Below are 15,883 nucleotides of genomic sequence, written 5' to 3' on the forward strand. Positions count from 1 at the left end.
TTTGTGAGGTTACAACCAGCCTGAATACCCGACATAATAGATCAAGAAGAGGAGTGAAGCTATTTATGAAAGCGTTTGCCGAAAGCGTATCCGCTAAAATGCTTCACCGTTTATCAAGGGTTGGCCATTATGCTTAAAGGGGGAAAACAAGAAATGCGAAAAAAGCTAAACGCTGTATTAGCCATCATCTTGTGCATCGCGATCATTGCGCCTCAAGGCTGGGGAGTTTCAACTGTAGACGCCGCGGCGCCGGGGGATACGGTCATGAGCAGCAGCTTCGATACTGGAACCGATGGTTGGTTTAAGCGCGGAAGCGAAACCGTAACGCAAAGCACGGCAACCGCCCAAAGCGGAGCAGGGAGCTTGCTCGCTGCAGGCCGTACCGCGACGTGGAACGGTCCAGGAATCAATGCTGCTAACGCTTTGCTGCCAGGTGCAACTTATGACTTCTCCGTTTACGCCAAATTATTGGAAGGTACAGCCGGTTCGGCAGCCGTTGAGCTGACGGTCAACCAAGCGGGTTTGCCGAATGGCGATCCTGAAGCTTATGCCAAAATTGACTCGAAACAGGTAACGGAAGGCGACTGGGTTTTGCTGCAAGGACAATTGACCGTAGACGCCAGAGTGACCGGCTATCAAATGTACGTGCAATCCACCGATAATGCCACCGTCGCTTATTACATCGATACCTTCGAAGTCAAGCTTGTCTCGCTGCCCGATTCCGAACCGACGCCGCCGGACGAACCGACAACCCCGATACCGGCGGGAACCGTCGTCTTGTCCCAAAATTTTGAAGACGGCAAAACCGGCGGCTGGGAAAACCTGTCCTGGGGCGGTGCCGGAACCGTTGAGGTTTCTTCGGCTTATGCTTACGAAGGCACCAAGTCGTTGAAATTCAGCGGACGGGCTTCGCGCTCAAGCAGTCCTTCCATCAACCTGACCGGCTTGATGAAATCCGAACAGGTTTACGATGTTTCCTTAAAGGTCAAGCTTGGCGAAGGGAGCGACACGCTTCATCTCGCATCGAAAGTCGATTCCCCGCTGCTTGATAACAAATACCCTTGGCTGATCGGCAACACAGAGGTAACCTCTTCCGATTGGACCACATTCGAGCTGAAGAACTTTGAGGTCCCGGCGAATACGGCTGAGCTGCGCATTTGGGTCGAATCCGTTACCGATTCGACGTCCGCGTCGGACATCTACATCGATGAGGTTGTGATCAAGGATGTAACGCCGGAGACGATTCCAGATGAAGAAGACGTGGATCAATCCGGCGTCCAGGCCGATTATGAGGATGGGCAAGGCGCTTGGGTGCGCAGAAGCGGATCCGGCAATATCAGTGTATCGACAGCTGACAACCATTCTCCGGGCGGCTCCAAAAGCTTGCTGACTACTGTAAGCCAGCAATATGACGGACCGCTGCTCAGCGTGCTTGGCAAGATGCACAAGGGCTACAAGTATAACTTGTCCGCATGGGTGAAAATGGCAGCCGGCCAAACGCCTACCGTACTGCGGATGTCCGTACAGCATGGCGAAGGGTCCTTCACGAACGTCTCCCAGAACACCACGGCAACGTCCGATCAATGGGTGCAGCTGAAAGGTACCTTCACCGTTGCGACTACGCCCAGCGTATTGAATGCTTATATCGAAGCGGCAGATAGCATCAGTGACGCTAGATCGTTTTACATGGACGACTTCGAATTGTCCTATGCCGGCCCTGTCGCAGGACCTATGCCCATCCAAACGGACATCGATCATTTGAAGGAAGTCTATGCCGATTACTTCAAGATTGGCGCCGCGGTTGAGCCGCCGCAGCTTGAAGGCGACGTTCATGAGCTGCTGGACTACCATTACAGCTCCATCGTTGCCGAGAACTCGATGAAACCGCAATCGCTGAACCCGTCGGCTGGCGTATGGAATTGGTCTTCGGCAGATAAGATCGCGCAATACGCGGTAGACCATGAGTTAGACTTCCGATTGCATACTCTTGCATGGCATCAGCAGGCTGCAGAGTGGATGTTCAAGGATGAGAATAACGAGCCGCTTGCAGCCACGCCTGCGAACAAGCAGCTGGTGCTCGAGAGATTGACCGCTTACATTCAAACCGTAACGCGCCACTTCAAGAACATGGGTGCAACCATCCATGCCGTAGACGTCGTGAACGAGGTAATTGACGAAGGACAGCCGGATGGCATGCGGAAGAGCGAATGGTTCCGCCTGACAGGGACAGACTTCATCAAAACAGCGTTTACCGTCGCGCGCCAAGAGCTTCCAAACGCGAAGCTTTATATTAACGACTACAATACGCAGGATCCGAAGAAACGCGATTTCTTGTACAACTTGGCGACAACGCTCAAAGCCGAGGGCGTCCCGATTGATGGCGTGGGCCACCAGACTCATATCAATATCAGCGGACCTTCCGTACAGCAAATTTCCGATTCGATCAAGAAATTCGCAGAAGCCGGCTTTGACAACCAGCTGACGGAGCTGGACGTCTCGGTCTATGCGAATAACAGCACAAGCTACGAGACGGTTCCGGAGGATCTTCTCGTTAAGCAAGGCTATCGTTATAAAGAATTGTTCAAGGAACTGGTTCGTTTGGATGAAATGGGCATCACAGCGGGCAATCCGGAAGGATGGATCAGTAATGTTACGCTTTGGGGCATTGCCGATGATCATACTTGGCTTCATAACCGTCCAATCCAGAGACAGGACGCACCATTCCCATTCAACATGCAATACCAGGCGAAATATGCATATTGGGGTATGATCGAGGCGGTTAAGACGCTGACGCCTTCCAAACTCCCTGTAACGGCAAAAGCAGTGAATGCAGCACAAGGCACGCCGGTCTTGGACCATGCCACAGACCTGGTGTGGAATATGGTGCCGGCCTTGCAGACCGAGCAATTAGGTACGCTTGCGGCTGACGTGAAGACCTTGTGGGATGCGCAAAACCTCTATGTTCGCGTAGCGGTTAAAGACACGACCAATACCGCAACGGATCAAATCGAGCTGTTTACCGACAACAACGGCATACAGAAGCTGACATTCCTGCGTAACCACGCATCCATGACTGAGGTAACGGGCGGTTATGTTCTGGAAACGGCAATCCCGCTGAACGGAACGCTTGGCAAGCAAGTGAAGTTCGATGTAAGAGTTACCGACAAGGGGATTAACGACGGTACCGAACAGGGCGGTAACGGCGTGATCGTCTCCTTGAGCGATGTGCGGAGTGCACAGGACAGCGATAGTCAAGGTTATGCCGTACTGACTTATATCGCGGCTGCCAAATTGGCGAGCGCTGCCTATGGAACGCCTGCGATAGACGGAAATATGGACGATGCATGGGCTAATGCGGTGGTTTATACAACCGAAGTGTTGGTGGAGCAGAACAATGGGGCCTTAGCAAAAGCGGATTTCCGCACCATGTGGGATAAGGAGCACTTATATGTTTACGCCGTCGTAACGGACAGCCTACTGAGCGATGCCATCTCCAATGATTGGGAGCAGGATTCGGTCGAGATTTTCGTTGACCAAAACAATGGAAAAACAGCCAGCTACCAAGATGATGACGGCCAGTACCGAATCAACTACAACAACGTGAAGACGGTCGGCGGCCATGCAGCAAATGACAATTATACGTCCGCCGCCAAGCAAATCTCCGGCGGTTACATCGTGGAAGCAGCCATCTCGCTTGATACGATTACGCCGGCTGGCGGAACCTTGATCGGGTTCGATTTCCAGGTGAATAACGATCAAGACGGCGGCACGCGAGACAGCGTATTCACCTGGAATGACCCGACAGGCCAGTCTTACGCAAATACGTCGAGATTCGGCGTCGTACAGTTTGAGGAGCAGCCCGGACCGGGATCCCAGCAAGGTTCTTCTTCAAGTCAAGGACCGGCCGTTCCGGCCAATGAGGTCACTGCGACTATGGATGCCAATGGTAAAGCAACGGCAAGCATCGGTCAGCAAGCTTTTGCCGAGGCATTGAAAGTTGTCAAAGCCGGGCGAATCGGGTTCGAAATCAAAGCGCCGAACAACGCGAATACGATCGTTGCCAAGCTGCCGGTCGGTCAAGTGCAGGCCGCGGCCGAGGCTGGTGTGAAAAGGATCCAGATCGACACGGGCCTTGCCAAGCTGGAGCTTCCGAGCTCGTTGTTCGCAGGCTCGGATCAGACAGCCGAAGTCGCCTTGAGCGTCAGCAAAGTGGATGCAGCCGAGCTGTCCGAAGAGAATCGCAGCAAGGTTGGGAACAACGCGGTGCTTGACTTCAACCTAAGCGTAGGCGGGGAACAAATCAGCCAATTTGGCGCGAACCAATCGATTCATGTCTCGATCCCCTACACGCTGAAGCCGGGAGAGAACGCAGGGGCAGTTATGATCTACTACATTTCGGATACCGGCAGCCTAGAGGTGATCAAAAACGGACGTTATATTCCGGCATCGGGTACGGTTGAATTCGATGCCAAGCACTTCAGTAAATACGCAGCCGCATACGTTCAGGTGAGCTTCACCGATCTGGATCAGGCAGCATGGGCCAAAGACAGCATCTCCGCCTTGGCTGCGCGGGATATCGTAAAAGGCATATCGGCTGAATTCTTCGCGCCGAAGAAAGCAGTTACCAGAGCCGAATTCGTGCAAATGCTCGTCCAGACGCTTGATTTGCAAGCGGATGGGGCGAATCAGCCTTTCAGCGATGTCCAGGAAGGCAAATGGTATTCCGATGCCATTGCGGCGGCTTACCAACTCGGCATTGTCAAAGGTAAACAAGATGGAACTTTTGGGGTTCAAGACCTGATTACGCGCGAGGATATGGCGGTCATGACGCATAGAGCTTTGTCTGCGGCGGGGCTTGCATTGAATCGGGATAACGTGTCAAAAGTGTTCGCAGACAGTGCTTCGATTGCTGATTACGCGCGCGAGTCCGTCTCGGCCATGCAGCAATCCGGCATTATCAATGGCATGCCTGACGGCAGCTTTGCTCCGAAGGCAGCCGCTAATCGGGCACAAGCAGCGGTAATTCTTTATCAGCTGCTTCGTCAAATCTAAATATAAAAAAACGGATGCCTCTTTCCTAAGGAAGAGGCATCCGTTTTTTAAAGACAGTCAGTCACGAAGCTATTTTTTTATGAGCTGCAAGAGAAGCGCTTGCTCCTCCGATAAGATAAACTCCTCCTGGGGCCAAAATTCCTCCTCTTCGTCTCTGCCGAAGAGACGGAGGATCTCCTTCCATACCCCTTTTTCCATTGCTTCCGAAGCGGAAATCATGATCTTCACGGCAAACACCTCCTGCAATCTTTGTACGTGTAATTACACTTATCTATGTGAAAATAAACATCGTCTTATTCATACTAGGTTCGGTTTATAACGAAAAAATAATTCTCGAATTCAGTCCAAGACAGTGGTTAAAATTTCCTTATAGAACTATACTATATATAATTTTGGGAGGAAGGTGAGAGGATGAAAAGGGTGCTTCTTCTAGGTGATTCCATCCGAATGGGCTATGAGCCGCTTGTGAGAGAGGCGTTGAAAGAGAAAGCGGAGGTTGTCGCGCCGGCAGAGAACGGCAGATTTGCCAAGCATACGCTTTGGGGCGTCAATTTGTGGATAAAGGAGCTGGGAAAACCGAATATTGTCCATTGGAATAATGGATTATGGGATTTGCACCATGAAGCGCCGATGGTAGAAGCGCTGACTTCTCTAGATGAATACTTGGAAACGCTTAAACGAACAGCGAACGAGCTTCAGCGATCGGGTGCGCGAATCATATTCGCCACTACGACACCGGTGCCGGCAGACGCGACGGGGCGCAGCAACGCCGAGATTGATTTATACAACGCGGCTGCAGCGAGGCTGATGGACAGCATCGGCATTGAAGTCAATGATTTGAATCGGCTCGTCAAACAAGACCTAAACGAAAATATATGCGAAGACAAACTGCATTTATCCGAAACGGGCAACCGCAGATGCGCGGAACAGGTTATCGAGCACATACATAAATATTTATAAATGGTATACAGATACCATAACCATAACCGTAAAATGGCAGCCCGAGCCTGGGAAACAGGCGCTGGACTGCCATTTTTTACTACGTTTTTGCCAATGCCGACGGCGACAGCCGCTTACGCTTGAGGGATATTGCTTACATCATCGCATCGGTCAAAAAACTCCGTCTGCAGCTTTAAGGAGTCATGATCATTTTTGACGGTATGGATCGCTTTGGCAAAATTAGCCGCACAGAACGAAATGTATTCTTTGCCGTACGCAGCCGATGAAAGGGAGGGATCACCCGCGATCTGATTCGGGAACTCCATATACCAGTGAATACCTGCGGACAGCTTATGTTCGGTGAGCGGGCGTCCGCGCTCCATGGATACCCACTCCCCCGGGTTCAATCGATCCATATGGACCAGATCAGGGTTCATATGAAGGATTTGGGAGGTTTCCATATGGTCGGCATGGCCATAATCGTCTGGCGTTTCATAGCTTTGATCGAGATGCGCCAGCTGATCGGCGTTTAATTCCCATAGGTTATACGCATATACGACATAATCCTTCCTTTCATCCAGCATCGTCTGCACAAAATAGCTAAGCAGGTTATTGTTGCCGCCATGCCCGTTTGCCAAGACGATCTTATGGAAGCCGTTTCGCCTGATTTCCTTGCATACTTCCTGCAAGAGGCGCAGCTGGAGCTCGCTGCTGAGAGCAACGGTGCCCGCATAATGCCTGACCTCGGATACCTGGCCGAAAATATAATATGGAAATAGGACGAAGGGTTCGATTTCGGCGGATTTTTCAGCGATTTCACGCGCGATCATCATATCGGTACCAAGGGGCAGATGATCGCCATGCTTCTCGAGGCAGCCGATCGGCAGCACGCATACCCGGCCGGTCGATTCGAGAGCGGCCTCAAACTGCTTGACGGTTAAGTTTTCCCATAACATGGAGTTCGTCCTTTCCCCGTTAAGCTTAATTTGGCACTTTCGATAGATAGACGGATATAATCGATTGAAGGTAGCCTAGATCTGCTTTCATCCGCTTTTTTACTTCCTCGTTTAACGAACGGTCCGCGTCAATCCGTTCCATCAGCTTGCTCATCTTTTTCAAGCTTTCTTTGCCTTCTTTGCTGGCCGCCTGTTTATCTTTCCATGCTTTCTCAAGCTGCTCCAGCTCTTTCTCATACTTTTTGCCGTCTGGCATCCCGTAAAAAGGAACATAGATCGTTTTGATCTTGCGCTGCATCTCGGAAACGATCGTTTTCAAGGACAACAAAGGATTTTTATCGGGTACGATGGCCGGCTTGCTGTAAAGGCCCGCCAAAAGCGCCTTGTCGTATTCATTCTCGAACAATGATTCGAATTCGAACAAGGCGGAGCCGGAAGCGCCGACAGCGATAGAGTCGTTAATTTGATTCAGGAGCATTTCCTTCGTTAAGCCGAGATTCGTTCCGACTCCGATGACGATCAATGCCTTGTTGTTCGCGAGCGCCACGGAGTTAAGCGAGTCAGCGGCTACCGAAGTGGCATCCGGATGATAGGACATAGGGAAGAGCTGATCAATATAATTTTTGGCTATCCAGTCCTTTGGCTCCTGATGCATAAATTCCGGTCCATTCAAGTAGTTCGGCCATACGGCGGCGGACACCCGGATATCCGGCTTAAGCTTTTTCGCTTCGGTGGAGATTCGGTAAACGAACTCGTTAATCGTATTTTTTCTTAAATCAACCCATTCGCGCCACAGCACATCGCCAGGATGCAGGTCTATCGGATCGGCGCCGTACTGCTGCTTGAACAGATCCCGCGTATAGGAGTCATAGCCGAAGTCGTTGGTGTAATCCCCGGCATCGGGATAGCGGATATAATCCAAATGCAAGCCGTCAACATCGTATTTTTGCAGCAATTCCTTGTAAATTTCCGAAATGAAATCTCTTACTTCAGGCCTTGCCGGATTGAGAAAATAGTACTGCGTATTGTAGAGCGGAACATCCTGGTAATCATAGCCTTTTCTGCTGATCATGGACCATTCGGGCTTTAAGGCTTTGACTGGACCGACTGCGGTCCCGACGCCGACCAGGAAGTTCTCGACCCAAGCATGCACCTCGATGCCTGCTTTATCCGCTTCTTTCATATATGCATCCAGCACGTCGAAGCCGCCGTAAAGCGGATTTTGAGCGGCAAGCGGATGGCTTGTCGGGTAAATCGTGAACCCGTTCCACCATGTCTCAAGGTAGATGGAGTTGATATTTAAGGCATGCAGCTTGGCGATATGCTGCTGAACCTGCTCCAGATTCGTTTCCTTCGGACGAATCCAAATGGACCGGTGATCCACGGCACGTGATTCATAACTCATGAAGGCGGCTTTTTCAATCTGTTCGTTCAGCGTGGCAAAACGTTCCGTAAAAGAAGCGAAATCCCCCTGCGCGATCGAGGTCTTCAATTCTTCGATGCCTGCTTGCGCGGATGCGATTTGCTGCTCGATGCCGCCGTAGTTAACGTCAAGAAACTGCTGCTTGGAGAGCAGAAGCTTTTCTTCCGCAGCTTCAATGCCTAATTGCGCTTTATCCAGGTAGGATTCGGGAGTGAACAGAAAAAGCGCCTGCTTCTCGCCTGGCAGCAGGATAAAGGTGCTGCCGACGGATACTTGCTCGTTCAGCCAGCCCGCTTTGACGCCGTGACCCGACAAGACATAGCCGCCGGGCGGAATGCTGGAATTATTGCCTCCGACATGCGACACCTTGCCGTCCGCATTCACAATCACCTCATATCCCCAAGGGTTTGTTCCGGTTGATGCCCCATAGCTGCTGTCGTAAACAATCAGCTGGTCCGCTCCGCGGTTACCGGGGAACGGCGCATTGCTTCCGTCGTCCCAGCCGCCCGGATTATCTTCTCTCGATTTGGGATTTAAGGCGTCGTACGCTGTTTTGGAGGCTTGAATCAGCACTTCATTGCTCGTATTCAATTCAACCGCATCCCCTATCTGCACAGTTCCGTTTAATTTATTGTAGAACGGACTTTCAGCCTGAATGGAAAGGACGTATCCGTCCGCGGGAATCGGCGAGCTATTATCGACCCAATTGCCGCTCGCATCCTGCATCATGGCGGATATCCTCGTTACCTTACCGCCTTCGACCGTGATATCCATACCCCACGGATTCGTATTTGTGGCTGGGCCGTAGGCCGGCAAATACAGAACGATATCCGCTGCCCCTCGTCCGGCATTGACTTGCGTGATCGGTACGACCTCGCCGTTTAGAATGAAATATTTGCTCGGAAAAATAGGGATAGGGAAGTTCGCGGTAATCGAATCGCCGATTTGTAAGCGATCGATCAAGGCTGCGGCGCTTCCCGTCCCGGATAATACATATCCATTGGAAGGAATATAAGTGCCTTTCGTGCTGCCTGCGTATTTTGCGGTGACAATATCGTTAGTGATGATGGCTTCCATTGTTTGAGGGAGCGGGGGCTTCGTCGTACTGCCATAGTTTCGGGTGAAGATGGAGAGCTTGCCGTCTTCTCTCTCCTGATCAATCAGGTCAACCCTGTGAGTGGATCCATCTCCAAGCGTGATGGAAGGAGGGGGCGATGAAGCGGACTCGGAAAAAGCGGTAGATGAAATGCTGATTAGAAGAAGGGGAATACAAAGAACGAAATGAACCAATCGTTTTCTCATCATGGCATACACCTCGAATTCTAATTTGTAAGCATAAAACAGAACGCTGACCGCTCACCGCCTCTCGGATGAAGTAGGCTGTTCATGATGGATGATCTCTAGCAGTAGTGTAACAGCAAGCGGAGCGATTTTCCATAAAATAAATAAAAAGAGGATTTTATTTTTAATTTGGTTCTACAGCTTCATGGAATCCGGCCAATGCGTCTCGATGCCTTGATTCGTAATCAGGGTTAGAAAAGCGTTCAGATGTTCCTTATTCTCGCGGACCTCATGCGGGGTGACTTGATTCATCATGGAGTAAGCAGCTAAATAGCCGGCAGCTTCCCCGATATTCCATTCCGTCGGGTGAAGCCGGTAACAGCCGTTCGTGATTTGGGTCGTTCCAATATTTTTGCAAGCCGGGAGCAGATTTTTCACCCGGATCGGCAGGAATGCTCCGAGAGGAATCTCGTAGGGCAGGCTGGGAATAAAGAAGCCGCGGTTGGATTTCGTGGTGGTATGAAGATCCAGATGATAGCTTCCGACCCCTACGCTGTCCTCATACCGCTTTATGCCCTCGGTTCCCCGAATTTCAAGGCTTACGTCATGCTCCGTAATGGTGTAGACCGCTTTAATTCTGCGCGATTCCCGGATATAGGGATGCTTGGCGATGCCGTCTTCGGTACCCAGCACATCCCCGCGAAGCCTAAGGCCGGGATAGCCTTTGCCGCCATCCGGCCGGGGCGCCTCGGTTTGCAGCCAATAAACGAGCGCCAAGCTTTGCTGGCGCGCTCCCTTCAGATGCGTTTGTCTTTCTTCCTCCGATACGCCATAGATCGGTCCCAAATAATAATCGTTTTGTGCCCAGTTAATTAAGGTGATGTCGCTTTCAAGAAATCCTTCCGAAAATAAGGAACGGTCCAAGATGCGCCGGTAAGTCCAGAACGGCATCGGCTCCTTGCCATCCGGTAGGAAGACGATCTCTTTATCGATGCTCGGGTCATGTATATCTCCCATTTTCCAGCCGAACAAAGGAAACCGCGAATGCGCGGGTATGAAGCTCCGCCAAAAGTCATATTGCTCCGGCTTTGCAATCGTGAAATTTCCGTTCTCGATATGATCGAGCGCAAATACATACGTAAAAGACTGCATATCGAGGGCATCGGCAAAATCGAGCGCGTGCGGCTCCCCGGTCTCGCTTTTGGCTTCCGCACCTGAAACGTATTCAACCCCGGCAAGGGGGAGAAGGTCGCCGCATTCCGTCGCATCGAGATAGTAGGAACCGTGCAGCTTCTTGATTCTTCCATCCGCATGCTTGATATGGACAGTATCAATGCGGTCATCGTTCGTTTCCGCGGATTCAACCTGCCAGCCGAGAAGAAGAGTGAGGCGTCCGCTGCTTATGTAGGGAGCCAGCATGGCTTCCAGTACATGAAGCGCCGCTTTCGGCTCATGGCAGAGCCGGCTGACCCAGCCATTGCCCGGATTCAAACGCTCGTTATTTTTGGCGGTATCCGTTAACGGGTAGTTTTCCTTGTAATAGCGCCGGATACGGTCGCGGAACTCGCGGTAGGTGCTTGTGCAGCCAAAGCTCTCGATCCAAGGATGCTCATCCGGTGGAACCGCCTGACTGGTCAGCTGTCCGCCTATCCAATTCGTGGCTTCGGTTAAGATAACGTTCATGCCAAGCTTTGCTGCGGACAGTGCTGCCATGCAGCCGCCTAGCCCTCCGCCAACAACGATAACGTCTGCTGTGCCCGATTGATTTTTCATCCCGTTCCCGCCTTTCTAGACTTGAAATGAAAATTTGCTATATCGTATCATGGGATAGAGATTATATCCACTTATTATGATAAAATTAAAAAAAATATCTTTTTCTTATCGTTGGCGGATGGGGCGCTTCAGTGTCCATCTCGGAACATTATCCTATCGTTTGCCAGTGACGATGGGGCAGGGGAGGAAATAGGATGACTCAGGATATCAACATGCAATGGATTACGGCGATTTGCGATCATTACGAAATAGGTCGACCTGTAGGCGAGCTTAAGCCAGTCTCCGGAGGCTTGCTGCACCGGATGTGGGAATTGCGGACGACAACCGGACATTTTGCATTGAAGCTGTTGAATCCTGAAATTATGTCCAGAGAAGGTGTCATAGCGAACTATATGCTTTCGGAGCGGATTGCGGCAGCAGCGGCCATGGCGGGTATACCCGTCGTTTCGGCAAAAAGAGTTAACGATAATCCTCTTAACCAGATATCGGATACGACCGTTATGCTGTTTGATTGGATCGACGGTTCCGTTCTGGCTCCTAGCGACTGTCGAACGGAGCACGCAAGCATGATCGGAACGGTGCTGCATAACATTCACCATATGAATTTCCGGGAGCAGCCTGTCCCTGTCTGGAAATCCTTTGGACCGGAGCATTGGAAATCGTTAGCCGAGGAGGGCATCCGGAAAGGGGAGCGTTGGGCGCAGCAAATCGACAGCGGACTTCCGGAACTGCTGGTATGGAACGAGCGCTTTGTCGGCGCGAGCAGCGTGTTGAATCAGAGGCTGACCGTCGGTCATCGCGATTTAAATCCAAAAAACGTCATTTGGAAGGAGCGGTATCATCCCTATATTATCGATTGGGAAGCGGCAGGTCCGACAAATCCGACGATGGAACTTCTAGATGCGGCTTTAAGCTGGAGCGGGCTCGACGCCGGCCAAGTGAATAAAGAGCTTTTTTTGGCGATGATTAATGCCTACCGAAAAGCGGGGGGGAACGCCCTGACTAACGTGGAGGAGGGCTTCTACGGCAGGATGGGCGGCATGCTCGATTGGCTGGAGTACAATATGAGACGATCGCTCAGAACCGATATTTTCGGAGAATCGGAGCAGCGCTTAGGCACCGAGCAGGTACAATTGACCTTCTCATCCTTAAAGGAGCTCGCTGCCAACATCGAGGTTTGGTCTGAATGGGTGAACCAGGGAAATTAGGGATGCAATCCAACGATCGAATGTGCCGCAAAAAATGTATATTATTGTTGTATTGCGCCATTCCTTAAACTATTCTGTAAGGTAAGTATACTTATGAAGCGAGCTGATAACGATGAAGACGGCCGGTCAAAAAATCAATCAATCGAATACACTCTTATTGATTTCAAGTATTTATACATCCTTGACAAAAGCGGAGAAAAAGGTGGCCGACTATGTCAAATCCAATCCCGAAGAAGCCGTCATGGCGACAGTTACGGATTTATCCGAGCAGGCAGGGGTAGGGGAAACGTCCGTTATCCGGTTTTGCCGCAAGCTTGGCTTCCGCGGATACCAAGAGTTCAAGCTTTCGATTGCGCAGGATCTCGTCAATGTGCCTTCTTACTCGAACGTAGAAATCGAGGAAGCAGACGATACGCTGACGAAAGCCCGGAAAATTACGCTTCGCAACGAGATGATGCTGAAAAACACGCTTGATCTTATTAACCCCGCGGATTTGGATCGGGCCGTGAAACGGATGCTCGCCGCGGATAAAATTTATATATTCGGCGTAGGTTCTTCAGGAATCACCGCGCTCGATCTTCATTACCGTCTGATGCGCATCGGTATGAATGTGGAGGCGCATAGGGACTCCCATATCATTGCGATGTCCGCTTCTCTTGTGAAGAAAGGGGATGTCGTGTTCGGCATATCGACCTCCGGAAGCACGCGGGATCTGGTCGATCCGATCCGGCAGGCTAAAGCGAACGGCGCAGACGTGATTTGCTTAACCAGCCATATGCGTTCTCCCATTACGGCGCATGCCAACACGATTTTATTGGTGCCTTCCCGGGAAATGCCAACCGAAGGCGGATCCTTGTCCACAAAAATAACGCAGATCCATTTGCTGGATATTTTGTGCACGCTGCTTTCCCAGAAGAAGAATAATGCCTCCGAAGCTCTGGAGAAAACGGCACGCTCCGTTGTAGACAAACTTTATTAAAAACAAACGTAATTAAACAAAAGGCAGGTATCGCAAAAAAAGAAGGAACTGTCCACATGGCTTAACAGCCAAATGGCAGTTCCTTTTTTGTTTTAAGAAATCAATCGTTTACTGTCCAGCCTCATCCTGCTTTTCCGCGGCGAAAGATTGAATGCTTTCTTTGCGGCGTTCGTTTTTGGCTTCGATCGTATTTTTCTCGTCAGCTGATATTTCATCCGCAAATTCGTTTAAGTACTCCTCTGCCTCTTGCAAATTAGCTTCCGTATTGTCAATATGCTGCTGCAAATGTACGGCATTATCCGCACGGTTATCTGGTTTTGCCAATGTAATCCCTCCTCTCCTCGCAATAATACTTTGTTAAGATGACCCAAATCATATTCGGTTATGCCAACAAAGTGTAATCAAAAGAATGATTCAATTTTCTGACAATAAGAATAAAGGCATTTTTCTCTAATATATAAATTAATAGTGGAGCAAATTTCCATGATGACCCCATTTAAAAAGTATTCCTATGAAGGAGGAAGAATCACATGGGAAACGAATATTTTTAAGGTCTACGTTCACAAGCAGCAGACGTTTAAAAAGGATCTTTTTTTCACGAAAAATAAAATTGTTGAATATTTCCTCCGATAATGATATCTTGTGATCAGGAAAGGAAAGAACTTCCTGGCAGCAATGATTGCAGCGCAATCCGAACCAACCAGACAATCACATAAAACGCAGCCGCAGACCTTCCAAACACAATGGGCAAGCATGCATCGATGAGGGGTTAGAACTTGAACCGATAACGGGGAGGGATGACCAGAATAAAGCCAAATCGCAGCAAATGTAAGGTGAGAGCGTGCTCTTGCATTTCATCCATTGGAGGGGTAAAGCTATGCGAAAAATGAAATTATTGGCTGTGATTCTATTGGCGGTTACGCTCGTTTTTGTATCGGCATGCAGCAAAGGCTCCGGTAACGGAAATGAAACGCCAACAAATAAACCCACGAATGATGCGACTCCCGAAACGGCAGCTCCGACGGAAGCGCCGCCAGCGGTCGAAGAGCCTGTGATCGACATGAACGGCGAGACGCTGAAAATTATACACTGGATCGACGGTCCGTCCGAGGAAACGCCGGAAGGCGCGGCTACTCTGGAGAAGTGGCGGGCTGCCGAAGAAAAATATAACGTGAAAATCGTATGGGAAAAGGTGCCTTGGGGCGAAAACATAAAAATGGTTACGAATGCCGCGCTTTCCGGCGAGTCAGCAGCCGATATCGTGCCTTTGGATTACTATTTCGCCGTGCCGGCCATCAACCAGGGATTGTTTATGCCCGTAGATGATTTCTTCGATTTTGACGATCCGAAATGGCCGGAAGGCTTGAAGCAGCACGGTTCGGTAAACGGAAAAATGTACGGCTTTACCTCCAATATCAATAACGCCTCCGGGATCTACTACAACAAAACATTATTTGAGCGGGAAGGCCTGCCCGATCCCCATGAATTAATCGCGCAAGACAAATGGACATGGGACGCTTTCCTCGACATCGCCAAAAAAGCCACAAAAGATACGAACGGCGACGGCGTAACCGACCAATGGGGCATGACCAATATCGCGGGCAATCTGTCCCGGATCATCATCCATTCCAACGACTCCGCATTTATCCAGCAAAAAGACGGCAAGCATGTTTTCAATTATGACGATCCGAACTTATTAGAAGCTCTTCGCTTCTACAGCGATTTGTTTAATGTGCATAAGGTCGTCGCTCCCAACAAAAACGAGAACTTCGAGGATTATAATGATTCGCAGACGATGTTTAACTCCGGCAAAGCAGCTATGGTAACAGGCGAGGTATGGGAAGGCGCAACCAGAACGACGATGACGGACGAACAAGGCTTCGTTTATTTCCCGAAAGGGCCGAAAGCAACGAAATGGCAAGGCAGCATCGAAAATTACGTGCAGTTCTATATTCCGGCAATCGTAAAAAGAGCAAAAGAAAAAGCCTATATCTGGGAACAGATTCAAATGTGGGATCGAGTAGAGCCGATTAACCGCGAGGAAGCGGAGAAACAACTGCTTGCCGATGAAAGCGACATTGAAGTCATGCTCGATTCACTTAAATACGCACAGCCGATCTTTCTCCCGCTTGGCGGAGCTTTAGGCGATATTTCCTATTCGATTGCGAATCGGGGCGAGTCGCCAGAAACCGTGCTGGAGCGCAATAAACAAATCGCCCAAGATGCGATCGATAAAGAACTGAATACGCAAGCACCGGCAGCGCAGTAAAAA

The 15,883-nt window shown here is 50.3% G+C and carries 10 protein-coding genes; 5 read left to right on the forward strand and 5 right to left on the reverse strand.

Features of this window, described 5'->3' with window-relative positions; all coding sequences use genetic code 11:
* The first annotated feature begins 153 nt into the window (after positions 1-153).
* Positions 154-5,052: an endo-1,4-beta-xylanase gene (locus tag ACN6MW_RS24720; RefSeq protein WP_419872518.1), complete on the forward strand. Its 4,899-nt coding sequence runs from the start codon at positions 154-156 to the stop codon at positions 5,050-5,052.
* A 69-nt stretch (positions 5,053-5,121) separates the two neighbouring features.
* On the opposite strand, the gene ACN6MW_RS24725 is transcribed toward ACN6MW_RS24720, so the two are convergent.
* Complete coding sequence (locus tag ACN6MW_RS24725) at positions 5,122-5,280, reverse strand: hypothetical protein (protein WP_419876515.1); 159 nt, start codon at positions 5,278-5,280, stop codon at positions 5,122-5,124.
* A gap of 183 nt (positions 5,281-5,463) precedes the next feature.
* Between ACN6MW_RS24725 and ACN6MW_RS24730 the strand changes: the two genes are divergently transcribed.
* The gene (locus ACN6MW_RS24730; RefSeq protein ID WP_419872519.1) at positions 5,464-6,012 is read left to right on the forward strand and encodes an SGNH/GDSL hydrolase family protein; all 549 of its coding nucleotides are present in this window, start codon (positions 5,464-5,466) and stop codon (positions 6,010-6,012) included.
* Positions 6,013-6,125: 113 nt separating this feature from the next.
* Here ACN6MW_RS24730 and ACN6MW_RS24735 read toward each other — a convergent pair whose 3' ends face one another.
* The 3 genes from ACN6MW_RS24735 to ACN6MW_RS24745 all read right to left on the reverse strand — a co-directional run bounded on the left by ACN6MW_RS24735 (position 6,126) and on the right by ACN6MW_RS24745 (position 11,424).
* Positions 6,126-6,947: a creatininase family protein gene (locus tag ACN6MW_RS24735; RefSeq protein ID WP_419872520.1), complete on the reverse strand. Its 822-nt coding sequence runs from the start codon at positions 6,945-6,947 to the stop codon at positions 6,126-6,128.
* Between the two features lie 25 nt (positions 6,948-6,972).
* The gene (locus ACN6MW_RS24740) at positions 6,973-9,675 is read right to left on the reverse strand and encodes a family 10 glycosylhydrolase (protein ID WP_419872521.1); all 2,703 of its coding nucleotides are present in this window, start codon (positions 9,673-9,675) and stop codon (positions 6,973-6,975) included.
* 171 nt (positions 9,676-9,846) lie between these two features.
* Complete coding sequence (locus ACN6MW_RS24745; RefSeq protein WP_419872522.1) at positions 9,847-11,424, reverse strand: FAD-dependent oxidoreductase; 1,578 nt, start codon at positions 11,422-11,424, stop codon at positions 9,847-9,849.
* Between the two features lie 194 nt (positions 11,425-11,618).
* Here ACN6MW_RS24745 and ACN6MW_RS24750 point away from each other — a divergent pair, with 194 nt between their 5' ends.
* Together ACN6MW_RS24750 and ACN6MW_RS24755 are read left to right on the forward strand one after the other, a co-directional pair.
* Entirely contained in the window at positions 11,619-12,632 is a 1,014-nt protein-coding gene (locus tag ACN6MW_RS24750; protein ID WP_419872523.1) for a phosphotransferase, read from the forward strand.
* Between the two features lie 112 nt (positions 12,633-12,744).
* Entirely contained in the window at positions 12,745-13,611 is an 867-nt protein-coding gene (locus ACN6MW_RS24755) for a MurR/RpiR family transcriptional regulator (RefSeq protein ID WP_419872524.1), read from the forward strand.
* Between the two features lie 108 nt (positions 13,612-13,719).
* On the opposite strand, the gene tlp is transcribed toward ACN6MW_RS24755, so the two are convergent.
* Positions 13,720-13,935 (reverse strand): small acid-soluble spore protein Tlp, encoded by a 216-nt coding sequence (gene tlp, locus ACN6MW_RS24760; RefSeq protein ID WP_364142055.1) that lies wholly within the window; start codon positions 13,933-13,935, stop codon positions 13,720-13,722.
* 553 nt (positions 13,936-14,488) lie between these two features.
* On the opposite strand from tlp, the gene ACN6MW_RS24765 reads away from it, so the two are divergent.
* Positions 14,489-15,880: an ABC transporter substrate-binding protein gene (locus ACN6MW_RS24765; RefSeq protein WP_419872525.1), complete on the forward strand. Its 1,392-nt coding sequence runs from the start codon at positions 14,489-14,491 to the stop codon at positions 15,878-15,880.
* The last annotated feature ends 3 nt before the right edge of the window (positions 15,881-15,883 follow it).

The organism is Pristimantibacillus sp. PTI5, assembly GCF_048572955.1.
Classification (GTDB): domain Bacteria; phylum Bacillota; class Bacilli; order Paenibacillales; family Paenibacillaceae; genus Pristimantibacillus.